The 24,911-nt window shown below is 47.8% G+C and carries 23 protein-coding genes; 9 read left to right on the plus strand and 14 right to left on the minus strand.

Going from position 1 to position 24,911, the window contains the following annotated elements; all coding sequences use genetic code 11:
• Positions 1–52: 52 nt before the first annotated feature.
• Entirely contained in the window at positions 53–379 is a 327-nt protein-coding gene (locus tag AZ602_RS00495; protein WP_103033219.1) for a helix-turn-helix transcriptional regulator, read from the minus strand.
• A gap of 79 nt (positions 380–458) precedes the next feature.
• Between AZ602_RS00495 and AZ602_RS00500 the strand changes: the two genes are divergently transcribed.
• The 3 genes from AZ602_RS00500 to AZ602_RS00510 are packed head-to-tail and all read left to right on the plus strand — an operon-like array spanning position 459 to position 2,151.
• Complete coding sequence (locus AZ602_RS00500) at positions 459–872, plus strand: YeeE/YedE family protein (RefSeq protein ID WP_103033220.1); 414 nt, start codon at positions 459–461, stop codon at positions 870–872.
• Positions 869–1,297 (plus strand): DUF6691 family protein, encoded by a 429-nt coding sequence (locus tag AZ602_RS00505; protein WP_103033221.1) that lies wholly within the window; start codon positions 869–871, stop codon positions 1,295–1,297. Before AZ602_RS00500 ends, AZ602_RS00505 begins: the two co-directional genes overlap by 4 nt.
• Positions 1,294–2,151 carry an MBL fold metallo-hydrolase gene (locus AZ602_RS00510; protein ID WP_103033222.1) on the plus strand — a complete coding sequence of 286 codons (858 nt, stop codon included), beginning with the start codon at positions 1,294–1,296 and terminating at the stop codon, positions 2,149–2,151. Before AZ602_RS00505 ends, AZ602_RS00510 begins: the two co-directional genes overlap by 4 nt.
• Before the next feature lie 50 nt (positions 2,152–2,201).
• Here AZ602_RS00510 and folD read toward each other — a convergent pair whose 3' ends face one another.
• From folD to AZ602_RS00535, 5 genes are all read right to left on the minus strand, one after another.
• The gene (gene folD / locus AZ602_RS00515) at positions 2,202–3,053 is read right to left on the minus strand and encodes a bifunctional methylenetetrahydrofolate dehydrogenase/methenyltetrahydrofolate cyclohydrolase FolD (RefSeq protein WP_078317072.1); all 852 of its coding nucleotides are present in this window, start codon (positions 3,051–3,053) and stop codon (positions 2,202–2,204) included.
• 46 nt (positions 3,054–3,099) lie between these two features.
• A complete protein-coding gene (gene clpA, locus AZ602_RS00520) occupies positions 3,100–5,424 on the minus strand; it encodes an ATP-dependent Clp protease ATP-binding subunit ClpA (protein ID WP_103033223.1) in 2,325 nt (774 codons plus the stop codon).
• Positions 5,425–5,538: 114 nt separating this feature from the next.
• Positions 5,539–5,850, minus strand: coding sequence for an ATP-dependent Clp protease adaptor ClpS (locus AZ602_RS00525; protein ID WP_103033224.1), 312 nt, complete (start codon positions 5,848–5,850; stop codon positions 5,539–5,541).
• A 108-nt stretch (positions 5,851–5,958) separates the two neighbouring features.
• The gene (locus tag AZ602_RS00530; RefSeq protein ID WP_227525120.1) at positions 5,959–6,702 is read right to left on the minus strand and encodes a hypothetical protein; all 744 of its coding nucleotides are present in this window, start codon (positions 6,700–6,702) and stop codon (positions 5,959–5,961) included.
• A gap of 151 nt (positions 6,703–6,853) precedes the next feature.
• Positions 6,854–9,064, minus strand: a complete 2,211-nt coding sequence (locus tag AZ602_RS00535; protein ID WP_227525121.1) for a cation-translocating P-type ATPase — start codon at positions 9,062–9,064, stop codon at positions 6,854–6,856.
• A 247-nt stretch (positions 9,065–9,311) separates the two neighbouring features.
• On the opposite strand from AZ602_RS00535, the gene AZ602_RS00540 reads away from it, so the two are divergent.
• Positions 9,312–10,085 (plus strand): Nif3-like dinuclear metal center hexameric protein, encoded by a 774-nt coding sequence (locus AZ602_RS00540; RefSeq protein ID WP_103033226.1) that lies wholly within the window; start codon positions 9,312–9,314, stop codon positions 10,083–10,085.
• 22 nt (positions 10,086–10,107) lie between these two features.
• Here the strand turns inward: AZ602_RS00540 and AZ602_RS00545 are convergent, their stop codons facing one another.
• Positions 10,108–10,941, minus strand: a complete 834-nt coding sequence (locus tag AZ602_RS00545) for a polyphenol oxidase family protein (protein WP_227525122.1) — start codon at positions 10,939–10,941, stop codon at positions 10,108–10,110.
• Positions 10,942–10,964: 23 nt separating this feature from the next.
• Positions 10,965–12,023: an RluA family pseudouridine synthase gene (locus tag AZ602_RS00550; RefSeq protein WP_103033228.1), complete on the minus strand. Its 1,059-nt coding sequence runs from the start codon at positions 12,021–12,023 to the stop codon at positions 10,965–10,967.
• Positions 12,024–12,398: 375 nt separating this feature from the next.
• Between AZ602_RS00550 and AZ602_RS00555 the strand changes: the two genes are divergently transcribed.
• On the plus strand, positions 12,399–13,469 hold the full coding sequence (locus tag AZ602_RS00555; RefSeq protein ID WP_103033229.1) for an outer membrane protein assembly factor BamD: 1,071 nt from the start codon (positions 12,399–12,401) through the stop codon (positions 13,467–13,469).
• Between the two features lie 150 nt (positions 13,470–13,619).
• Complete coding sequence (locus AZ602_RS00560; RefSeq protein ID WP_103033521.1) at positions 13,620–15,674, plus strand: DNA primase; 2,055 nt, start codon at positions 13,620–13,622, stop codon at positions 15,672–15,674.
• Positions 15,675–15,683: 9 nt separating this feature from the next.
• Here AZ602_RS00560 and AZ602_RS00565 read toward each other — a convergent pair whose 3' ends face one another.
• The 4 genes from AZ602_RS00565 to AZ602_RS00580 all read right to left on the minus strand — a co-directional run bounded on the left by AZ602_RS00565 (position 15,684) and on the right by AZ602_RS00580 (position 20,093).
• On the minus strand, positions 15,684–15,848 hold the full coding sequence (locus tag AZ602_RS00565) for a hypothetical protein (RefSeq protein ID WP_227525123.1): 165 nt from the start codon (positions 15,846–15,848) through the stop codon (positions 15,684–15,686).
• A 190-nt stretch (positions 15,849–16,038) separates the two neighbouring features.
• Positions 16,039–18,768 carry a DNA gyrase subunit A gene (gene gyrA, locus AZ602_RS00570; RefSeq protein WP_227525124.1) on the minus strand — a complete coding sequence of 910 codons (2,730 nt, stop codon included), beginning with the start codon at positions 18,766–18,768 and terminating at the stop codon, positions 16,039–16,041.
• A gap of 178 nt (positions 18,769–18,946) precedes the next feature.
• Positions 18,947–19,303 carry a hypothetical protein gene (locus AZ602_RS00575; RefSeq protein WP_103033230.1) on the minus strand — a complete coding sequence of 119 codons (357 nt, stop codon included), beginning with the start codon at positions 19,301–19,303 and terminating at the stop codon, positions 18,947–18,949.
• A gap of 79 nt (positions 19,304–19,382) precedes the next feature.
• Complete coding sequence (locus tag AZ602_RS00580; protein ID WP_103033231.1) at positions 19,383–20,093, minus strand: NAD-dependent epimerase/dehydratase family protein; 711 nt, start codon at positions 20,091–20,093, stop codon at positions 19,383–19,385.
• 266 nt (positions 20,094–20,359) lie between these two features.
• Here AZ602_RS00580 and rpsT point away from each other — a divergent pair, with 266 nt between their 5' ends.
• Together rpsT and AZ602_RS00590 are read left to right on the plus strand one after the other, a co-directional pair.
• The gene (gene rpsT / locus AZ602_RS00585) at positions 20,360–20,626 is read left to right on the plus strand and encodes a 30S ribosomal protein S20 (protein WP_078317058.1); all 267 of its coding nucleotides are present in this window, start codon (positions 20,360–20,362) and stop codon (positions 20,624–20,626) included.
• A gap of 174 nt (positions 20,627–20,800) precedes the next feature.
• The gene (locus tag AZ602_RS00590; RefSeq protein ID WP_103033232.1) at positions 20,801–21,442 is read left to right on the plus strand and encodes a response regulator; all 642 of its coding nucleotides are present in this window, start codon (positions 20,801–20,803) and stop codon (positions 21,440–21,442) included.
• A 107-nt stretch (positions 21,443–21,549) separates the two neighbouring features.
• Here the strand turns inward: AZ602_RS00590 and AZ602_RS00595 are convergent, their stop codons facing one another.
• Complete coding sequence (locus AZ602_RS00595) at positions 21,550–22,809, minus strand: S41 family peptidase (RefSeq protein WP_103033233.1); 1,260 nt, start codon at positions 22,807–22,809, stop codon at positions 21,550–21,552.
• Positions 22,810–22,841: 32 nt separating this feature from the next.
• The gene (gene gpmI, locus AZ602_RS00600) at positions 22,842–24,404 is read right to left on the minus strand and encodes a 2,3-bisphosphoglycerate-independent phosphoglycerate mutase (RefSeq protein ID WP_103033234.1); all 1,563 of its coding nucleotides are present in this window, start codon (positions 24,402–24,404) and stop codon (positions 22,842–22,844) included.
• A 159-nt stretch (positions 24,405–24,563) separates the two neighbouring features.
• Between gpmI and AZ602_RS00605 the strand changes: the two genes are divergently transcribed.
• Positions 24,564–24,905 (plus strand): multidrug efflux SMR transporter, encoded by a 342-nt coding sequence (locus AZ602_RS00605; RefSeq protein WP_103033235.1) that lies wholly within the window; start codon positions 24,564–24,566, stop codon positions 24,903–24,905.
• Positions 24,906–24,911: the final 6 nt, after the last annotated feature.

Genomic DNA, 24,911 nt, shown 5'->3' on the forward strand with positions numbered 1-24,911 from the left:
TGGTTAGGTCATCTATTGATCAATGACATTGATCAGCTGTGCTGTGATCATCTCAGGCGCTGGAGTCACAATACAACTCATGCAAGCAGCCGATCAGCTGCACAAGCTTAGGATCGACCAACTGATAATACACAAATTTTCCACGCTTGTCCGTGCTTAGCACGCCATTTTTACGCAAAATGCCAAGCTGCTGCGACAAGGTGGGCTGTGTAATGTGTGTCAGCATCTCAATTTCACCCACATTCAAAGACCGCTCTGCCAGTACGCAGACGATCTTTAGCCGCTCAGGATTGGCCAAAAGTTTTAGCACAGACACCGCTTTGGGCAACTCGGTAAAATCAATATTACTCAACTTAATTCCCCAAAAAAAAGAAACCATCGTATCACAAAGCACAAAAAATTTCTATCATTATATAAAAATATATATTATAATAAAATATATTTTAATGGAGATCATTATGCATCCTTATTTATCGGCATGGCTTGGCGGGGTGTTGATTGGCATCGCCTGCGTCGCATATCTGTACACGACAGGTAAAGTGGTCGGCGTCAGCGGCATGATTGCAAGACTGCCTACTACCAAAGCCAGTCCTGCGCTTTGGTTTTTATTGGGTATTTTGCTCAGCGCCTTACTGGCGCGGCTATTTGGTTGGATAGATCATAATGCCATCAGCTTAACTGATAATCATGTTTTATTAGTCATCGCAGGCGTACTGGTCGGTGTCGGTACGCGTCTGGGGTCAGGCTGCACCAGCGGTCATGGGATATGTGGCATATCCAGACTTTCGCTGCGCTCGATGGTCGCAACTGTGACATTTATGGCAGCAGGCATGCTCATTGTCGCTGTGATGCGCGTACGGGGTCTTTTATGAATAAAGCACAGATTTATGCTCTGATGGCTGGGTTGTTATTTGGTGCAGGTTTGCTGATTTCAGGTATGGCAAATCCTGCCAAGGTCATCGGATTTTTGGATATTTTTGGGGCATTTGATGCTAGTCTGGCCTTTGTGATGATCGGCGCGATCAGCGTGGCGATTGTGCCATTTACACTTGCCAAGCGTCATATGGCAACGCATGACGACGGAAAATTTGATCTGCCGACTGCCACAAGCATCGATCGATCACTGATCACAGGTGCGCTGCTTTTTGGCATCGGTTGGGGTTTGGTGGGGATCTGCCCTGCCCCCGCGCTGTCATTGATGGGCTTGGGTAGGTTTGAGGTATTGTATTTTTTTATGCCAATGTTGGTCGCAATGTTTGGCTTTAATTGGATAAGAGGATATGGGAGTAAAGCATGAAAGTTCAACACTTTTTTGATAAAGACAGTCACACATTCAGCTATGTGGTGACTGACCCTGCAACGGATTATTGTGCCATTATCGACAGCGTGCTTGGCTTTGAGATGGCCAGCGCATCTACCAACACCAAGCTTGCCGATGAGATCATTGGCTATGTCCAAGATCACGGCCTAAAAGTACAATGGCATTTAGAAACCCACATCCACGCCGATCACCTAAGCGCCGCGAGTTATCTAAGGTCTCAATTGGGTGGTCAGATTGCCATTAGCCATCGCATCGAAGAGGTGCAAGCGGTATTTGGTAAGATCTATAATACAGATTTTAAGACAGTCAATGCACAGATGGGCTTTGATCATCTATTTGCCGATGACGACTCATTTGCCATCGGGTCGCTGTCTGCCATCGCACTTGCCACGCCGGGGCATACGCCTGCTTGCATGAGCTATGTGATCGGTGACGCAGTTTTTGTTGGTGATACTGTCTTTATGCCTGATTATGGCACCGCTCGATGTGATTTTCCCAAAGGCAGCAGTGAAGCGCTGTTTGATTCGGTACAAAAGCTCTACAGATTACCCTGTGATACCACAGTCTATTTGTGTCACGATTATCTACCGCCTGATCGACATACCTTTTGTCATAAGACCAGCATCGGCGAACAAAAGCAGCATAATATCCATCTTGCCGCCCAAACCGAGAAGGCCGATTTTGTCACTATGCGCGACGCCAAAGACAAAACACTGTCCATGCCAAAGCTGATATTACCCGCTATACAGGTAAACCTTTGCGCAGGCAGGCTGCCAGATGCTGAGGATAATGGCATCCGTTATCTAAAAATTCCGCTCAATCAATTCTAAAAAAACAGCATCGCTCACACAAGCGATGCTGGCATTGTCGGACTGTGATTTTATAGACCAGCTTCTTTTTCGGCAGCTTCGACAGTTTGGCGGATCAAAGTATTGATCGTCATCGGCCCCACACCACCTGGTACAGGTGTATAAGCTGAGGCGATGGCATCAATGCCGTCCAGCTCGATGTCACCGCAGCCGCCTTCATCAGTCGGGTGAAAGCCTGCATCAACGACGATGGCACCTGGCTTGATCCAGTCTTTTTTGATCAGCTCAGGCACACCGACAGCCCCGACGACGATGTCGGCAGAGGCCACATGCTCAGGCAAATTCTGGGTGCGTGAATGGCAAATGGTCACAGTACAGTTGGCATTTAATAGCATCATGGCCATCGGCTTGCCCAAAATCGCGCTACGACCGACCACCACAGCATGCTTGCCTTGTAGCTCGATGCCATAATCATTCAATAGATGCATGATCCCTTGAGGGGTGCAAGATCCATAAGCAGGCTCGCCCATCGCCATACGCCCAAAGCCCAAGCAAGTGACACCATCGACATCTTTGCTCAAGCTGATGCGATCAAAGCAGGCGCGCTCATCGATCTGTGATGGCACTGGATGCTGCAGCAAAATACCATGCACATCCGGATTGGCGTTTAGCTCATCGATCTTGGCTAACAGCTCATCGGTCGTCGTCTGCTCTGGCATCTCGACACGGATGCTGTCCATGCCCACACGGCGACAAGCATTGCCTTTCATGCGTACATAAGTGGCAGACGCTGGGTCATCGCCCACCAAGATGGTCGCCAAAATCGGGGTGCGGCCAGTTTTTTGTTTCAGGGCTTCTACACGCGCCAAAAGATCGCTCTCAACGCTTTTTGCCAATGCTTTACCGTCTAAAATTGTTGCCATAATCGCTCACCTAGATGCTTATAAATAAAAACCGCATTAATTATAGTCAATTTATGGCTTTTTTTCCAGTGACTTTTCGGGTTGCTAAAGCGTTGGTCTTAAGCTTTATCGCACCTTCTTGCATGACTGCTTCAACGCTGCCGCCTTCTGACAGTCCTTCAAATAAAATCAGCTGCGACAGAGGTTTTTTGAGGGTGTCTTGAATCAGTCGTGCCATCGGTCGCGCGCCCATCAATCGATCATAGCCTTTTAACGCCAAGTACGCTCGCACCTCATCATTGACAGTTAGGATGATATTTTTGTCGATGAGCTGGGCTTGTAGTTCGGTGATGAATTTATCAACCACGCCGTCAATGACTGCACTGGACAGCGGTGCAAAGTTAATGATGGCATCTAGGCGATTCCTAAATTCTGGGCTAAAAGTCTGCTCGATGGCTTTTTGGTTATCTGTGTGATGGCTTTGCTCGGTAAATCCCATCGAATTTCGGCTGATGCTTTGGGCGCCGACATTGGTTGTCATAATCAAAATGACTTGTTTAAAGGACACCGAACGGCCATTATTATCCGTCAGCGTGCCATGATCCATCACTTGTAAAAGCAGATTAAACACATCGCTGTGCGCCTTTTCTAGCTCATCAAGCAGCAGTACGCAGTGCGGATTTTGTTGGACTTTTTCGGTCAATAGACCGCCTTGATCATAGCCAACATAGCCTGGTGGCGCTCCGATCAGACGCGACGCGGTATGCGCCTCCATGTATTCACTCATATCAAATCTAAGCAGCGGCACGCCCAACTGATAAGCCAGCTGCTTGCTGATCTCAGTTTTGCCGACACCTGTCGGGCCAGCAAATAAGAAAGACCCGATTGGTTTATCAGGGTGCGTAAGACCTGAGCGCGCCAATAAAATAGCATCAGTCAGCACTTCCACTGCCGCATCTTGGCCGAAGATGACTTGCTTGAGATTTTTTTCAAGGTTTTTTAGTATCTGCTTGTCATCGCTGGTGACCGATTTGGGTGGGATGCGCGCGATCTTCGCGACCACTTTTTCGATATCACCAACATCAATCACCTCATCACCGTCATTGACACTGATTTCATCAGATGACGCCATCGGATCTTTGGCATCGGTATTGTCTTTGGTCTGAGTGGTCGCCTGTAAGCGGCGATATGCGCCCGCTTCATCGATGACATCGATGGCTTTGTCTGGCAAAAAGCGCTCATGAATGTGCTTGGCGGATAATTTGACAGCCGCTTCGATGGCCGATTCGCTGTATTTGACCTGATGAAAGGCTTCATAATAGCCTTTTAAGCCATCCAAAATGGCGATGGCATCACTGATCGATGGCTCTTTGATGTCGATTTTTTGGAATCGGCGGGATAATGCATGATCTTTTTCAAACACTTGGCGATATTCAATAAAAGTCGTCGAGCCGATGCAGCGGATCTCACCTTTTGCCAAAGCTGGCTTAATGAGATTGGAGACATCCATACTGCTGTCCATCGACGCGCCTGCTCCGATGATCATATGAATTTCATCGATGAACAAGATCGCCTCGGGCATGGTTTTTAAAACATCAATCAGCGATTTCATGCGCGCCTCAAACTCGCCACGAAACTTAGTACCAGCGATCAGTGCGCCCATATCCAGACTGTAAATCGTCGCATCAGCCAATGGCTTGGGTGCTTGACCGCTAGTGATCAGCCATGCCAACCCTTCTGCGATCGCTGTCTTGCCGACGCCGGGATCTCCGACCAGCAGTGGGTTGTTTTTGCGGCGGCGACACAGGATCTGTGCGCAGCGTTCGATCTCATCGGATCGCCCTACCAAAGGATCGATTTTGCCAGATTTGGCATGTTCGTTCAGATTTAGAGCATAAAGCTGTAATGGATCTTTGGCGCTTAAGCCTTCTTTACTGCTGTCATCCATAAGATCACTATCGGTGGCATACTGCCGATTCAGGCTTGAAATGGCACGCGTCACCGCCAAAATATCAATCCCGCTTGACTGGATCAACTCATTGGCATAGCTGTTATCTTCTTTAAAGATCGCTACCAGTGCATCGATGGGCGCAACCAGTTGATCGCTTTGACTGGCTTGCACCTGCCAAATTGCGCGCTGAAGCACTCGGTTTAGGCTTTTGGTGGGCATTGGCTCCACGCCATCACGCTTAGGGATAAAATCTTGAAGGTATTGCTTTAAGCTGGTCAAAAAATGCTGCGTGTCCGCACCGCACATCTCAAGCACTTTGATCGTCGTCTCATCTTTTAATAGGCCCAAAAACAAATGTTCGACAGTGATGAACTGATGCTGATGCTGCTTGGCATATGCTTGGATAAATTCTTGGATGCTAATAAATTCAGGACTTAACATGCTTATCCTTATCAAATGATTGGGTGGGCGCATCAAGCGCACCGTTAAAGATGGCAGTGATTTGGTAAAACCTGACAGTGATTTGGTAAAACCTGACAGTGACTTGGTAAAATCTTAGGCAGGCTCAATGGTGGTCAATAGCGGAAATTGCTCTTGTTCTGCCAGCATGGTCACCTCATCGACCTTCATCTCAGCAATGTCATAAGGCAATGTCGCCACGACCGCACGGCCTGCGTGATGAATCTGCATCATCAGCTCAAAAGCTTCATCCAACGAATGCTCAAACACCTCCATCAGCACAAATACCACAAAATCCATCGTCGTGTAATTGTCATTATGCATCACCACTGCGTACAGTTTGGGGTGCTGCACATGGGTCTGGCTTTTGGTGATGACATCGGTATCCAGATCGGTGCTAGAATCCATGTTAATTCCATGAGAAAGTTGGTTTTGGTATGATGCTCAATGATCTACAGCCATCTAAAAATCAAAAACAGGCGATGACTGAGCATTTCGCCTGCTTGATGATACGCCTTATTGAGCGTCAGATTTGACAATCGGGCGATGGCTGGTGTTCGACATCTCGGATAATGACGGCGGCGCATCAGTGATGATTTTGCCGATTTGCCAATTATACAGCTGCTGCACTTTTTGGGTGCCAGCGGCAAGCTCGATCTTCATTTGCTTAGGCTCAAAACCCTCAGGCATGATGAATCGACCGCGAATATTGGCGACACCGCGCACATCATAGCTGGCAGGATCCAATGGGATCTCAACCATACTGGTTTCGTTTAATAAGGTCAGTTTTGGGATCATGGTCACCGCCTTGCCTGAGATATCTAGCATCGCCACATCAAAGCGATATTCAAAGGTATTTTCGGGCAAAGAGATGATCTCTGAGGCGATGATATTAAGCGCCACACCACCTTGATCAGCCACCGAGGTCTTTAATAGCTCATTGACCTGCTCAAGCTGCAAATTGGTGGTTTTTAGATTTTCGATGTCGGTGCGCAGATTATCAAGGGTCGAGCGGCTGATGTCTCGTTCTTGAATGGCGGTGGCAATGTCTTGTTTTAGTTGAATATTTTCAGCAGACAACTGACTGACATTGGCGACAGCTTCGTTATTACTGGTGACCGCTCTATCAACGCTGTTTAGGCCTTGACGATAGCCAAATTTATAGCCGATCACCGCGACAATCAATGATGAAAAAATGAGCGCAATCAAGAACAGCGCCAAAATTTGGTTCGTCGAACCGCGCTGTGATTTTGATGTCAAATTTGTTGTCAAAGAGGAAACTTGCTTCACCGTAAGACCTTTGGATTGAGTGACGAATAAAATGTTTGGCTATTATAGCAAACATTGCAAAAATAAGAATATTTATTTTGGTTGACTACGAAATTTATACAAATAATTCTCATTTACCAAATCAAACTGCCGAAATTTCATCAACGACGCTATTTAGCCTCACGCGTTTTAGGCGCATGGCGTTCAATAATACCGACATCGAGCTCAGTGCCATCGCTGCGGCTGCCATCATCGGATTTAATAATCCCATCGCCGCCAGCGGAATGCCGATGCAGTTATACACCAAAGCAAAGAAAAAGTTTTGTTTGATGTTCGCAAGCGTCATCCGCGCGATGGTATAAGCATAATACACATGGCTTAATGAGTCACCAAGCAGCCTTGCAGAGGCACTGTGGCGCGCGATGTCTGTAGCACCGCCGACGGCAAAGCTGGCATTGGCTGCAGCCATCGCAGGTGCGTCGTTCACCCCATCTCCGATCATGGCGACGCGGTGGCCTTGCTGCTTGAGTGTCTCGATCGAAGCCAGTTTATCGCGCGGTGACATTTGACCCTTGGCGCGGTCAATGCCAAGATGCTTGGCCACTTCATCTACCACTGACTGTCGATCGCCACTGAGCAGCACAGTTTGGATATCGTCTTGATGGATCTGATGGACGATGCTGGCGGCTTCAGGTTTTAGCGTATCGCTTAGCCCAAAGATCGCCTTTGGCACGCCATCAATGGCTAGACCGACAATGCTGACATCCTGCCAATCCTCATCAGCCACCCAGCCATCGATACCGACAAAATCAGGCGTCCCCACTGTCAAGCGCCCCACAGCATCGATCGTACCTGACAGCCCTTGGCCTGTGGTACTGACGATGTCATCAGCTGGCAGTAGTGGCAGATTGGCGGCTTTGGCAGCATGGATGAGTGCATCAGCCAAGGGATGACTGGCGTACTGTTCGATGCTGGCGGTCAGCTGTAACGCGGTATCAGCATCCAGATCGCTGTCCATCAGCGCTATCTGACGCACGCTTGGCTTACCTGTGGTGAGCGTGCCTGTCTTGTCGAAGATAATGGTATCGATGCTGCCAGCAGACTCAAGGCTCACAGCATCTTTAAACCAGACACCGTGCCGAGCAGCAGTACCCATACCCGCCATGATGGCCGCTGGTGTCGCCAGTCCCAAAGCACACGGGCAAGCGATCACCAGTACCGCCACTGCACGCATCAGTGCCTGATCAAAACCCGTGCCTAGCATCCAATTAGCCACAAATGTCATAATCGAGATCGCAACCACCACAGGCACGAACACCGCTGCCACCCGATCGGCAAAGCGCGCGATATGAGCTTTGGTGCCTTGGGCATCTTTTAATGCTGTCATCATATCGCCCAGCTGAGTTTCCGCACCTGTGGCAGTGGCTTGATAAATCAGCGATCCATCCATCAAGGTGCTGCCTGCATAAATGGTGTCATTGCTCGTTTTTTGGATCAATAAACTCTCGCCTGTCAGATGTGATTCATCTGTCATCCCCACACCAGACAGCACCACGCCATCCACCGCGACCTTATCGCCTGTATTGACCAATAGCACATCTTTTGTTTGAATACTGTCGATGCCAACTTTGATCCATTGGCCATCGACTTGTTTGATGACTTCAGTGGGGATCAGTTTGCTGAGCAATCCCAAGCTGTCCAGACTTTGGGTTTTTGTGCGATGCTCAAGATATTTGCCCAAACACACAAAAGCAATCACCATCACCGATGCCTCAAAATACACCGCGTGCATCGCATGCGGATGGGTCAGCCAAACATAAGTCGAATACGCCCAAATCGCCGTCGTACCGAGCGCCACCAGCACATCCATATTGGCCAGTCCACCTCGGATGCTTGCCCAAGCGCCACGATAAAATCTGGCACCAAATACCAGCTGCACGATGCTGGCTAGCACAAATTGCAGCCACACAGGCACCATCAATGCATGGCTGCCGATCATCATGCCAATCATCCCCACCCAAAACGGCAACGACAGCAGCCACAGCAGCATCAGACCCCAAGGCGTCTGCGTGTCGGCCGTGGTATGCTCTGTCATCGGTGTGGCCTGAAAGCCTGTTTTTTCGACCCAAGCCATCACCTCATCAGCATCCGTACTGTCAGCATCATAAGTCACCGTCAGCGTCTCTGTGGCAAAGTTCACACAAGCCGATTCGATGGCTGGTTTTTTATTCAGCACTTTTTCGATGCGACTGGCGCAGGACTGGCAAGTCATACCAGCAATGGCAAACTGCTCGGTGTTGGTGGTTAACTGTGGATTTGGTGCGATTTGGTCAGGATGTGCAGGTTGATTCATGGGTACTCCTAGCGCCGTTGTATCATCACAAAACGGCCATGCTCATTATATGAGGCTGTGCGCCAAATTAACAAGCCGATTGATCATTTAAACAAGTTTAAAAATACTAAATCGATGACCGTGATGGCAGTGATTTGCACTTGATCCAAAAACCCACTACAATAAAAAGCCAAAGCTCATCTGCCGATGATGGCCGATGAATGATGAATGATGTATTTATTTTATTAAAAAAAGGATACCCCGAGCTATGAGCCAGACTTTGCCCACCCCAGCCGCCTTGGCAGATTATTGTGATACGCTGTTAAGCGCTAATGAATTTAAGGATTATTGCCCCAATGGTCTGCAGGTCGATACTGGCAAGCCGATTGAGCATCTGATCGCAGGCGTGACAGCCTGTCAGGCGCTGATTGATCAAGCCATCGAACATAAGGCGCAGGCGATCTTGGTGCATCATGGCTATTTTTGGAAAGGTGAAGCACAACCATTGACGGGCATGAAAGGCAAGCGCATCCAAAGCTTATACGAGCATGGCATCTCACTCATCGCTTATCATTTGCCACTCGATGCTCATCCCGAGCTTGGCAATAACCGCGCGCTTACCGATCTGTTGGATCTTACCATCACAGGCGCGCTGTATCCAGACCAAAAACATCCTGTGGGTAATATCGCCAGCACTGCGCCGATCGCCGCCGATGAACTTGCCCAAAAAATTGCCCACGCCCTAGGCCGCACACCGACGCACATCGCAGCCGATGATCCAAAGCGAACCTTAAAGAAGATCGCCATCTGCACAGGCGGCGCTCAGGATATGATCGAGCAAGCTGCGCTAATGGGCTGCGACGCCTTCATCTCTGGTGAGATCTCAGAGCGCACCACCCACATGGCGCGTGAGATGGGTGTTGATTATTTTGCTGCAGGTCATCATGCGACCGAGCGCGGTGGCGTGATGCGGCTGGCTGATCACATCGCTGATCAGTTCGGTATTAAGACGCAGTTTATTGACATTAATAACCCTGCATAAGCCATCACTTGTACAGGCCAAGCTAAGTCTTGGCTTGTTTTTTGGCGATGAGTAATGCCATTCTGCCAGTGGCTGATTTGCCTGCATGCGTCTGCGCGCGATAAGAGTATAAATTTGGCTCAAGATAACTACACGGCACGGACTGATTGACCACTTCAATGCCCAGATGCTCAAGCTCTAGCCGTGCAAGCTTGACAATATCAATATTTACTTTACCAGCATCATCCGATGGAATGACGATGCTATCATACAGATCTGATGCTGTCATATTGACAAGCGACTGCACTGCCACCTCATCGCAGATACGCTTGGCGAGTGCATCTGTGATTTGATATGAGCCTTGTGAGATACAAGCACCTATGATGGCTTTGGGCTTTTGCATCGCAGTATTCTTGGCACTTAGCTTGGCATGGCTTTTGGCGATGATGCCATTAACCAATCCCTGCCAACCTGCGTGAATACAGGCAATGCCATCATTGGCATCACCAAAAATTGCCACAGGCACACAGTCAGCTGTCATGATGGCAAGTGCATGATTAGATGACTTGGTGATGAGTGCATCAGCAGACACCGCGTGTAATGATGGCGGCATATCTGCATTAATATCAAGTACAGTATCGCCGTGTATTTGATTAAGCCAGTGGATGTCCTCGATCGCTGCATAGGCACTGATGGCATCTAACAGCATAGCGCGGCGCTGTAGCACGGATTTGGGATTATCATTGACATGCAAACCTAAGTTAAATTCACCGTACAAATCAGTATCATCAAACTTATCAAATGCCCCCGCTCGTGTCTGTACAACCAACACGCTATCATCTTGATAAAGTACGCCAACTGGCACGCCATCACTCATCATCGCATCCTTATTTTGCCAAATCAGTCGGTAAATACATCGATGAGCGCCCTAAAATCATCAGGCAGTGGCGCATGAAATTTCATCGATTCGCCAGTGACGGGATGCACAAAGCCAAGCGTATGTGCGTGCAGTGCCTGTCTTGGGAAATTTGCCACCACTTGACGCTGCTCATTTGTCAGCCCAGCTCGTGGCGATGTGCCATAGACCTTATCACCAATCAGCGGATGACCGACATGAGACAGATGCACCCGAATCTGATGTGTACGACCCGTCTCTAGCTGTACATCACACAGGCTGTAACGCTCATGTAACGCTTTTGCACTGACAATGTGCGTCACGGCAGGCTTGCCAGTATCTTTGACCGCCATCTTGGTGCGCTGTGTACTGTGTCTGCCGATGGGCGCATCGATGCGTGCATGACGCATGATTTCATGTGGTGCGCCCAGTGCGATACATTGGTATAGACGATACACGCTTTTATCTTTTAGCTGATCTATCAAATCAAGCTGTGCTGATTTTGTGCGAGCGACGACAAGTAGCCCTGTGGTGTCCTTATCGATACGATGCACAAGCCCTGCGCGTGGCAGATGCGCCACATCAGGATAATGATACAGCAGTGCATTGACAAGCGTGCCTGTGTGGTTGCCCGCCCCAGGATGCACCACAAGCCCAGCAGGTTTATTGATTACGATGACTTCATCATCTTCATAGATTACATCGATGGCGATATCCTCAGGCAAATCTTCAGAATGATTCTCAAGTACAGCGGTCAATATCAGCGCATCACTAGCCTTGACTGCGTATTTTGGCTTAACAATCGCACCATTGACAAGTAGCTCGCCATTTTCAATGAGCTTTTGGATATTAGCCCGTGAAAAGCCATCAAAGACCGTGCTAGCAAGCTTATCCAAGCGCACACCCACATCAGCTGCCTGCACAGTATAGCTCTGCACTGTGCTGTCCGCTTGGCCATCAGTCGTAACATCGTCTGCATCAAAGGCATCACCATCATCCATCATCGCATCAAATGGCGTATCGGTCAAAAGAGTGTCTTTCTGTGAAATATCATCAACTGTCATGATGGCTACTTATACTAAAAAATGGATAAACAAAAGGCGATACTTTAGCACATTTTTGGGATTGTCGCCACTTTTGGGTGCTAATTATGGGCATTGCTTGACTGAGGTTTGGCTGATTAAAGCATTGATATGAAATCGATATCAAATTGATTAATACTTGCCCATAATCAATCACCGCCAACATTTTTTCTAATCAATGTCAGCCATCACGGTCGATTAGTGCAAATCATTACCTTGCTCTAGCATTGCTTTTGGGTGTTAATTTATTGTGCCGTGATGATTTGACAGGCTTTGTGGTCTGGTTTCATTGTTTTGGTCATCAAATCATGCTAAACTAGCGAAAATTTGTCACACGACATCAAAATCGAGGATACAATGAAAGCAAATGCTCTAAAAATCGCCGTGATGGCTGTATTGTCAGGCAGTCTGATGACTGGTTGTGCCACTGTTGGTGGATTATTTGATCGTAAAGCAGAAACAATCGAAACTGCCGAAAAATCTGACGCTGCATATTATCAAGAAGCCGTCGAGGCATTGAACAAAAACCAAAACCGCACTGCGATTGAATCTTTAAATAACATTCGCACCTTTTATCCGACTGGTCAATATGCCCAACAAGCGCTACTGGATCTGATTTATGCTCAGTATCAGGCCAATGATTTTGAAGCTGTTCTAAAAAGCACTGAAGAGTTTATCCGATCTTATCCGAACAGCCGATCGGTGGATTATGCGCTGTATGTTCAGGGCGTGACCAATATGGGCGGCGCACCAAAAGCCTCGCGCCTTTTCCGCTTAGATCAGTCATCACGCGATGTGACTTATCTGCGCTTGGCGTTCCAAGATTTTCAAACTTTATTAAATAACTATCCAAACAGCGCCTATGCTGCCGATGCTGCACAACGCATGGTAGCGATTTATAATGATTTCGCTGAAAATGAGATGGTCGCCGCGCGTTGGTACATCAAGCGTGATGCCATGGTCGCTGCTGCCAACCGCGCCAAATGGGTATTTCAATATTACCCACAATCAACCGCAGTGCCTGAAGCCATTGCCATTTTGGCTCATGCCAATAGCGAACTTGGCCTGACAGACACCGCCAATCAATATAAAACCTTATTACAAATCAATTATCCGCAGTACTTAAATCGTGATGGCTCGGTCCGCCTAAACGATACAGGTGCCAAAACTCGCACCCAAAAAGTACTGTCAGCGATCAGCTTTGGTCGCCTAGGCCGTGCCAGTGATAACCAAGACAGCTATCAAGGCCAATATAATGGCGCCACGCGTGAGCAGATCATCCGCCAAGCAGGTGGCATCGTCCTACCAGCTGTTGACAGCCAAGCGCTTGAAGCGCCAGCCGCCAGTACGACGCGTCGCCCTGCCATCAGCTTAGGACTGCCCGACTCTGAGGCAGAAGCTGGGCATTTAAACGATGTGCCACGCTAATTCTAGGCTGTTTTCCAATGATCATCAGGCGGCATAAGTCGCCTGTTTTTGGTGGCATCATCGGCAAGCATAAATCATGCTGATAGACTGTGCCAGCAGTTGATGAACTGATCTTAACCATCATATGATTTGACCTTGAGCAGCGTCACCATGCAAATTCCCGAATCCCTTATCGAACAGCTAAACGCAGAAGCCGATTTGATGGAGATCATCGGCAAGCACACCACCCTTAAGCCTGCTGGGCGTGAATTTAAGGGTTGTTGTCCATTTCATGGTGAAAAAACGCCCTCTTTTTATGTCAATCCACAGACTAATCTCTACTACTGCTTTGGTTGTCACGCCAAAGGCAATGCCATTACTTTTTTAAAAGAATTTGAGCGGATGAATTTCATCGAATCGGTGAAATATCTCTCCGAGCAAACTGGCATTGAGCTGCCCAAAGATACCGCCGATCAACAAAAATTCAAATACAAAAAATCCATCAAAACCCAAGGCGCCAAACCCATTGCGCCACAACCCGACTTGCAGCCTCAGCACTCAGAGCTGGCAGTCGATAACACCAAGCCAGCTTATTTTGATCAGTCGCATCACTTAGGCTTTTATGATCATGATGCTGAGGTTATAGATCAGACCGATGATTATTTTGATGGCAATTTTGATTCATCAGCCACGACACAGCCTGATCCTCAAGGGGATTTATACAGTCTGTTAGAACAGGTGCATCGCTATTATCAATTCATGCTGCACAGCATCCCATTTGCCAAGCAGTATTTTTTGGATCGCGGGCTAAGTGATGAGACCATCGAGACTTTTGGGCTTGGTTATGCACCTGAGGGTTGGCAGCATTTGGAGCAAGTTTTTCCGCACGATGTCGAAGGGTTGAAGATTTTGGGCTTGGTGCGTGATTCCACCAAAACCGCTGGTCGCAGCTTTGATCTGCTGCGCCATCGAGTGATTTTCCCGATCAAAGACACCCAAGGGCGCATCGTTGGTTTTGCTGGCCGCAGTCTGGGCGATGAGATGCCAAAATACATCAACTCCAGCGAATCACCGGTATTCCAAAAACAGCACATCTTGTACGGTCTATACGAAGCCCGCCAACAAAAAGCCCGTGACTACCTGATGGTCGAGGGCTATATGGATGTCATCGCCTTGTATCAAGCAGGCATCTATGGCGCTGTCGCTCCGATGGGTACGGCCGCCAATGAAAAGCAAATCGATCGTTTGCTTAGATACAATCATAAGCTAACCTTGTGCTTTGATGGTGACAGCGCGGGTCAAAAAGCAGCATGGCGGACGCTTGAGATTGCAGCGCCCGTGCTTCACGATGGCCGCGAGCTGCGCTTTTTGACTTTGGCTGATGGCCATGATCCTGATACTTTTATTAAGGCGCATGGTATTGATGCCATGCAAACTGCCATCGATGGCGCGGTCAGTCTGTCGGATTATTTGTATGGGGTGCTGTCTTCTCAATTTGATTTGACCCGACCTGAACAAAAAGCACAGGCAATGGCAACGCTCAGAGCGCTCACCGAACTGTTGCCCAAAGGCTCAAGCCTAAGATGGTGGCTAAACAGCGACATTTATCAAAAATTAAAAGCCATCGGCAAAGATGGTAGGTTTACTGCACGCGTCGATACCATTAATTATAACAGCACCAATGACATCGATGCCATCACCGAAATTGCGCTGTCGATCGTACATACCCCAAGCTTGTTGACGCCCGATCCTTTGGCATACATCATTGACAGCTCACAGATGCAATCAGCGCACGAGCCTTTATTGGCGCACATGCAGCGTCAAGACTTGGCGTTGCCAGATTTGCCAACTTGGGCGAGTTTTGACAGTCCATTATTAAATGAGGTCATCGCCATCATCAAGCAGCTGCCTGAGGATGTTTTGAGTGATGATATCAGCCCCTATGCTCGCACGCATTTTATCAGTGCTGCTTTATCACACGATGCCAGACAGCAGATTCAGCAGCATTGGCAGCATTTTCAAAGCAAGTCACAGCATCCGATTGCAGATCAGCTGCCGATGTTTTTGGAGTTGTTGTCTGTTGCGCTTAAAGAAGTGCTGAACAAGCAACAAATTGCCAGTAAGAATTTGCTGCTGTCAGAGATTTATAAACGGCGTCTGCAAGCCTTGATTAACTGGGATAATGCTCATAATAAAGCCAAGCTGGCTGAGATGTTGGTGCATTAATTTTGCAGATTAGGGAGTTTGGCAAATCACCACGCTTTGGTCAACCACAAATGGCTGATTAAGGGATTTGCAATAATTCATCTGCCGTGACTGATGCGCATAAAAACCTGCCAAAAAACTGAGCAAACACAGTGCAGCCACCAAAAGCTTGACGCCCATATTTCGTAAAATCATAGGTTTTTGTAAGTTATCCATACGCATCACAGATCAAAAGCCAAAATCAAGACATGCTGCTTGACATAGACAAATGCCAAGCAGCAGCATCCAAAGCTGTTGATGACATCAGATGGCATCGATCAGCAGGCTGTGCTCATCTTTCATCATCAACAGCAATGATCATTTATGATCGTCGCAAGCTAAACAATCACGGATCCAAATCATCGACTGGCTGTGTTTGAGTCAAATCGGCCGCTTGCAGCTCGCCATTGCCAGTTTCCATATCAAAGATCGCCTCTTCAATTGCTTCTTCGATTGCTTCTTCGTGCTCGACACACGCCATACCAACGAGCACTTCTTCTTCAGCGATGCGAATCAGCTTGACGCCTTGCGCATTACGCCCTGCGGTGGCGATTTGGGCAACTGGAGTACGCACCAATGTGCCTTTGTCCGAGATCAAAATCACATCTTCATCACCAGTGACGGCAATTGCCTTGACCAACTGACCATTACGCTCAGAAGTCTTGATGGCAATGACGCCCTTACCGCCACGGCCTTTGGTTGGGTAATCGTCAATCGGGGTGCGTTTGCCAAAGCCATTTTCGCACGCACATAAGATCTCACCAGCGGTCGGTGCGACAACAAGCGACACCACACGGCTAACAGCAAAGCCATCGGTATCATCACTATCGTCTTCGACAATCTCTTCATCATCACCCAGTGCCAATAGATTGACACGCATACCACGCACACCCTTGGCAACACGGCTCATCGCACGGATGCTGTCTTCTTTAAAGCGAATCGCCTTACCTTCATTGCTAAATAGCATGATTTCTTGGTTGCCATCAGTGATTGCGACGCCAATCAGCGTATCACCTTCTGCCAAGTCAATCGCTCTTAGACCATTAGCACGCAAATTGGCAAATTGTGACAAGGCGACACGCTTAACCGTACCTGATGCGGTGGCAAAGAACACAAAGCTGTTCTCATCCTTAAGATCTGTGACAGGCAAGATGGCAGTCACTGATTCATCCGCTTCTAGATTGATTAGGTTGACAAGCGGGCGACCTTTTGAACCACGGCTTGCCAATGGAATCTCAAAACCACGCAAACCAAACACACGACCAGTATTGGTAAAGCACATGATGTGTGCATGAGTGCTAGTCACCAGTAGATGCTCAATCACATCATCTTCTTTCATAGCGGTGGCTGAACGGCCCTTGCCGCCACGCTTTTGGGCTTGATAGTCGCTGATTGGCTGCGTCTTGGCATAGCCTGTGTGCGATACGGTCAAGACAACAGTTTGTTCTGGAATCAGATCTTCACGGTTGAAGTCATGGCGCGCATCGACGATATCTGTGCGACGCCCGTCCCCAAATTCATCACGAATCTCAATCAGCTCGCTACGCACAACACCCATCAGTACATCAAAGTCATTCAAAATCAGCTCAAGACGAGCAATCTCGGCCAAGATTTCTTGATATTCGCCTGTCAGCTTATCCTGCTCTAGACCTGTCAAGCGATGTAGCTGCATATCCAAGATGGCATTGACCTGCTCAGGCGATAGGCGATAGCGTGTGTTATTGTCAATCAAGCCATAAGGCGCATTCAGATCCTCACCCTCGATATACTCAGGGCGAATCGAGCTGGCACCGGCTGCCTCAAGCATCGCCACCACACCACCTGACTGCCAGGTGCGCTCAAGTAATCTTTCGCGAGCTTCGGCTCTATTTGATGACTGCTTGATGGTCTCAATGACTTCATCAATGTTGGCAAGCGCGATGGTCAGACCTTCGAGCAAATGCCCACGAGCCAAGGCTTTATTTAATTCAAAAATGGTGCGACGAGTCACGACTTCTTGGCGATGACGGATGAATGCCGCCACCAAATCACGCAAAGTCATCAGCTTAGGCTGGCCATTATCCAGTGCCACCATATTGATGCTAAAGCTAGACTCTAGCGGTGTCTGGGTGAATAGATTGTTGACCATGACTTCTGAATTTTCGCCACGGCGTAAATCGATCACGACTCGCACGCCTTCTTTGTCCGATTCGTCACGAATCTCGCTGATGCCTTCGATTTTTTTGGCGTTGACCAAGTCGGCGATGTGCTTAATCAGATTTGCCTTATTGACCTGATAAGGAATCTCAGTAAAGACAATGCGTTCACGGTCTTTGTTTGCACCGCTATCGCTCATCGGCTCGATGTGATAGCGACCACGGATGTGCAGACGACCCTTGCCCGTGCGATACGCATCAATGATGCCGCTACGACCATAGATGATACCACCCGTCGGGAAATCAGGGCCTGAAATGTGAGTAATCAGCTCATCTGTCGAGATATTTGGGTTGTCAGCATAGGCAAGGCAGGCATTCAGCACTTCGGTGAGATTGTGCGGTGCCATATTGGTCGCCATACCCACGGCGATACCTGCCGCACCATTGACCAGTAGATTTGGGATGCGAGCAGGTAGAACGCTTGGCATCTTCATTGAGCCATCGTAGTTATCTTCCCAATCGACGGTATCTTTGTCCAAATCAGCAAGCATACGATGCGTCAGCTTCTGCATCTTCATCTCGGTATAACGCATCGCCGCTGGTGGATCACCATCCATCGAACCGAAGTTACCCTGTCCATTGACCAGCATATAGCGTAGGCTGAAATCCTGTGCCATACGCACGATGGCATCATAGACAGCGATGTCGCCGTGCGGGTGGTATTTACCGATGACATCACCGACCACACGGGCAGATTTTAGGTATTTTTTGTTATAATCGTTGCCCAGCTCATGCATGGCGTACAAAATACGGCGATGCACAGGCTTGAGTCCGTCACGCACATCTGGCAATGCACGAGAGACAATGACGCTCATGGCGTAGTCTAAATATGACCGCTTTAACTCATCGACAATACCAATCGGACTGACTGAATCACTCATAAAAATCCTTTGAAAATCACTGGGAAAGCACCCGAAAATTTAACGAGTTATTATAGCATAAATTGGCAAAAATTGTGAATTTTATTGAAATTGGCGAGCCAAAAAAAAGCCAAGCAATTAAGCTTGGCTAATACAGACGGCAACCATCAGGCAGCAGCCAAAAAAAGCAGTGCTGATACTACTGGCGGCAAATTTGCGCGGGCAGCTTTCTGGCCACCAGCCAGCGATCGCCATGCTGACCCTCACCTTCTTGATAGCTGGATGTCAATACATTGCTAAGCTTGATCATCTGCATATCTTCGATCTCCTCATCCCCAAAATCAAACATCACATAATGACCTGATGGCAGAATCTCAACACCTGCGATTTGATTAAACTGATTGTGCGTCCCAAATAATGCTGATGACACTAAGGGCATCCCCCATTTATAGTCATATCTGGCTTTGATGCACACTTCGATCTGCTGCGGCTCGGCATATGATGGCTGAGCCAGCACCAGTAGCGCGGTTAATAAGCCAAGCGATCTTCTTTTCATGACTGTCTCCTTGTATGTCATTTATCACCAAAAAACATTAACTATCAAATCTTTATGAGCCAATTAATAAGACTGTGCTTTATTTGGATTTTTTGGGTAGTCTATTTAAGGTTTTGATCATCTGTTCGTGCGTGATGATGGTTGCTTGATTTGGCGTGCGCAGCTGCGGCTGATGGTTATGCTCGTATGCCAGCAGTGCCATACAAGCAGCCACTTGTTCAGGCGTGAGCGCGCGTTTGCGCTTTAGGCGGATGGCTGTCAGCGCGCCTTGGATGCTCTGCACACCGATGCTGCCAAGTGACTTCAGCGACAGCTGCTGCTTGAGTGCGGTCAAACGATTTAAGCGAAAAATAGCCAAAGTATCAAAGCTTAGCGTGCGCAGATAATACTCCACATCCGCTTTGGCAGTCAGCTCCACATCGTGGTTTGGTGCATCAGCGCCGTCTTTTGATAGATAATAAAACTGCTGCACACCCTTTTGCTTGCAGGCTTTGGCAAATTCTAGATTATACAGCACATTGACCTGATAAAATTCATCATCGCTGGCCACCTGAGTGCGCGACACCCCCAAGCAGCTAAATGCATCAGTATCGGCACCGATCGCCATCGCCTCAATCGTCGTCGGCAATGATTGAAAATCTGGCACATGATAGACCTGCATATTGGCGCTGATGGCGCGCGGCTGAGTGCGCGTGATCAAAATCACCGTCTCATAAATGAGTGCCAGTTCGCGCGCGAGTGCTTGCCCGACTCGGCTTGAACCACCAATTATAATAGCTTTGGTTTTCATCGATCATTACTCATGCAGAACCTACCTATCGGCCAAAATCCGGGAGGATGCTTCTTTGCCCAAAAGCCTATTTTAGCATAAAATTTTTATAAATCACCCATCCAAGCGCAATTGTGAGATTTATCAATAAAAATTTTATTTTTATATTGTCGTATGTTCAATATTTTGGTATGATATGCCGTTATATTGTCCAAGTAATGCGCCTCCTCACACGCATTACACCCACTTTTTATTATTTAATTTTTTCATTTTTAAGGATTTATCCTATGGCAAACTCAGCACAAGCTCGCAAACGCGCTCGTCAAAACACCAAGCGTCGTCAGCACAATGCATCACAACGCTCAATGGTACGCACTTATATCAAGCGCGTTAATGCTGCAATCGAAGCCAAATCATACGAATTGGCGACCGAAGCTTATAACAAAGCTGTGCCAGTCATCGATCGTATGGCTGACAAAGGCATCATCCACAAAAATAAAGCTGCTCGTCATAAGAGCCGCCTAAATGCTGCTGTGAAAGCACTAAAAGGCTAATCTGTTACAGATGCCAGAGTCTAAGCATTGCTTAGGCTCTTTTTTTATGCTGTTAGCATTAAGACTTTATGCACAATCAGCATGACCATCGCCAATTTCTTATATATAATGAGCGACAGATGATTGATTATTTGTTACAATATGCACAGCTAAAAATATTCGAATAGGCAGCACATGAGCATAAAGGTTTTGGTCGCCGATGACCACGATTTGGTGAGAATGGGCATTACGCGCATGCTCGATGACGATCATGAAATCGAGGTGATCGGTGAGGCAGTTGATGGCGACAGCGCGGTGATGAAGGTGCGCGCACTGATGCCAGATGTGGTGCTTTTGGATGTCAATATGCCCAACATCGATGGCGTCGAAGCCACACGGCGCATCAAGCAGTTTAACCCTGCCATCAAAGTTTTGGCGGTATCAGGCTTATCCGCCCAGCCTTATCCCTCGATGCTGCTCAAAGCAGGCGTTAATGGCTATATCACCAAAGGCACACCGCTTGATGAGATGATCCGCGCCATCAAAAAAGTACACGCAGGCGCGCGCTATTTTAGCCACGATGTCGCCGCGCAACTGGCCGAGACAGTGCTTGGTGAGCAAGCCGAATCGCCCTTTGATGCGCTATCAGAGCGTGAAAAGCAAGTGGCGATGATGGTGGTTAATTGCCAAAGCACCCAGCAGATCGCCGATCAGCTGTTCGTTAGCGCTAAGACGGTGAATACTTATCGTTATAGGATTTTTGAGAAATTGGGCGTGGACAGCGATGTTAAGCTAACGCATCTGGCAATTCGACATGGGTTGGTACAAGCCAACTGATCTTGTTTGTTTCTTTAACCCCAAAAAGCGCATCATGCTGATAAGCTGTGCACTTTTTTTGGTTGTCATGATTTCTAATTGGTTTGACCAATAAAATTGACTCAAACTCAGCGATCTGTGCTGGATTTGGTCTGCTCCATCAAATTTAGGCTCATCTGCAGCCAGTTGGCGGTGCCTTTGTCATCTTCAGAATCCAATTTAACATCGGGTTCGACACCGATTTTATCAATCATCTCACCTTTGGGGGTCAGATAATATGCTGTGGTCAGTTTGATCCCTTGGTTGTTGCCAATTGGGATCACCGACTGCACCGAGCCTTTGCCATAACTGGTCTCACCGACAATCAGCGCTCGCTCGTGCGCTTGTAATGCACTGGCAAGCACTTCTGCTGCCGACGCCGAATAGCGATTTTGTAGGACGATGACAGGCACCGACTCCAAGAGTGGCGAACCTTGAGTTTCTAGGACGCGCTCAATGCCATTGCGGTTTTTTACTTGAGTGATGACCTGTTTTCGCATGAATAAGGATGCCACCTCAACCGCTGCATCAAGCACACCGCCTGGATTATTGCGCAGATCCAGCACCACGCCTTGAATCTGATTTTCAAAGCCGCTTAAATGATTGATGATGTCTTGGCGAGTGTTGTTCTGAAAAACAGGCAATTTGATGACTGCAATGCCATTTTGGACATACGCTTCGATATTACTTTTTTGGGGCTGGTTGCGTAGCAAATTGACCGTTTGTTTTGAGCGCCCTGCCTTGGAGAATGTGACATCGACACTGCTGCCCAAAATACCATTTAACAGCTGAGAAATGTCATTTGCGCTTTGTGCTTGGGTGACTTTGATCTCACCAATTTGATGCAAATAATCCCCGACTGCGATGCCTGCGGTTTTGGCAGGTGAGTCGCTTTGCACCTCTGTCACCACCCAGTGCGCATCTTTGGTCTCAAAGGATGCTTTTAGCCCGACGCCAGCGACGGTACCTGTAGTAAAAGAGCTCAGATTGGCAAAAGCTTCAGCATCCAAAAACTCAGCATTGCGATCGATACGACTGAGCATGCCATTGATCGCATGAAAAAACAGCATTTCATCATCCACAGGCTCAATGTACTCGCGACGCATCAGATCAACCGCCTGCACAAAGGTCTTTAGCGTGGTCGGACTGATGGTATTTAAAGGTACTCTGCCTGAGTGCAGACCATCAATGCCATACAGTGGATTCGGCTGCACCTCCAAGGCCTCTAGGGCGGGTGAGTCATGAGACTCAGCGATTTGGGTGTCTTGAGCAGGCAGCACAGGGGTATTGGCGAGCGCTGAGCTGCTCACCCCCATCACGATGGATGCGATCAAAATAAGTTTTATCATATCAATTTAATTCACCGAAATTCAATGATGGATCAATCAATCAACAGACTGCTGCCCGTCATCTCGCTTGGCTTATCAATACCCATCAGATGTAAAATGGTCGGCGATACATCGCACAGCTTGCCACCATCACGCACACTCACCGACTTATCACCGACATAGATAAATGGCACAAGTTCAGTGGTATGCTGCGTATGCACCTGACCACTGTCATAATCTTGCATCTGCTCACAGTTGCCATGATCGGCAGTGATGAGCAGATGGCCGCCCATCGCACGCACGCGCTTCACCACTTCACCGATGCAAGTATCCACCGCTTCGACGGCTTTGACCGCTGCATCAAACACCCCTGAATGCCCCACCATATCGCCATTAGCATAGTTGATAATCAGTACATCATATTTGCCTGAGTCAATGGCAGCGTTTAGTTTTTCGGTCACTTCAAAAGCACTCATCTCAGGTTTCAGATCATAAGTCTTGACATCAGGACTGTTCACCAAAATGCGATCTTCGCCATCAAACAGCGCTTCACGGCCACCACTAAAGAAGAAAGTGACATGTGCGTATTTTTCGGTTTCGGCGATGCGCAGCTGGGTTTTACCCAGTTTTTCTAAATATTCACCCAAAGTATTGGCTAGGCTTGTTGGCTCATAAGCAATGCTTGTTTTGGGGTTATTTTCAAGCTCATCTGAATATTTGGTCAACATGACAAATGCAGATAATTGGGGTGTGATGTGACGATCGAAGCCATCAAAATCAGCATCAACAAATGCCAAACTGATCTCACGCGCGCGATCAGCACGGAAATTCATAAAGACCACGCCATCATTATCACAAATCACGCCGTCTTCATCGATGAATGTCGCTTGGATAAATTCATCGGTTTCGCCAGCAGCGTAGGCCATCTCAATCGCTTGTAATGCGGTCTCTGCTGTGCGCTCCGATTTGCCCTCTGTCAATAGCTCAAAGCAGGCTTCGACCCGATCCCAACGCTTGTCACGATCCATCGCATAAAAGCGGCCAATGACGCTGGCAATTTTGGCATCGCCTTCGTATTCATTATTAATATCGGCTAAATAATTTTCAAGGTCTGCCACATAGCCTTCGGCGGATTTTGGTGGCGTATCACGGCCATCTAAGAAAGCATGGATAAAAACTTGCATCGCCCCTTCAGCCAAAGCAAGCTTAGCCATCGCCTTGATATGATCGATATGTGCATGCACACCGCCATCAGATAACAGACCCAAGATATGCACCGCACCTTCATTCTCAATCGTTGCCTGTACAGCTTCGGTTAGTGCAGGATTTTTAAAAAATTCACCCGTGTCAATCTCATTCATGATGCGAGTTGAATCTTGGAATAAAATACGCCCAGCACCCAAATTCATGTGGCCGACTTCTGAGTTGCCAAATTGGCCATCAGGCAAGCCCACATCCATACCAGAACCTGAAATTAGCCCATTTGGACAAGTGGCAATGAGCGTATCCAAATTCGGTGTATTAGCAGCAAGCACAGCATTATCTCGCGGATCTTCGCGATGGCCAATGCCGTCTAAGATCATCAGCACATGGGGGATTTTTTTATTATCAGACATTTCAAACTCCATATCAGCCAGTATATCCTTTATTGTACCATATTTTATAATTGGGTATTCCATCGATTGCAGATAAATTTACGCATCAAAAAATAAATACTTGCAAAATCGAGTTGATTTTAATAAAATACCGACCAGTTGGTTTTTATTTGAAAAATGATGAATACAACCCTAACTGCTTATGCCCTGCTTGCTTGTGCTATCGTGACCGAAGTCACAGGCTCGACTTTTTTGGCAAAATCCGATGGCTTTAGTAAGCCGATTCCGACCGCGGTGACGCTTGTATGCTTTGCCATCGCTTTTTATTTACTCTCCCAAGTGGTCAAGACCATTCCGCTAGGTATCACCTATGCCATCTGGTCAGGCGTGGGCATCGTACTGACAGCCATCATCGGCGTGACAGTACTTAAGCAATCACTGGATTTGCCAGCCATCATCGGCATCATTCTCATCATCACAGGCGTGGTGGTGATGAATGTGTTTTCAAATTCCACCCATTAATCCATC

Source organism: Moraxella sp. RCAD0137 (assembly GCF_002894025.1).
Classification (GTDB): Bacteria; Pseudomonadota; Gammaproteobacteria; order Pseudomonadales; family Moraxellaceae; genus Moraxella; species Moraxella porci.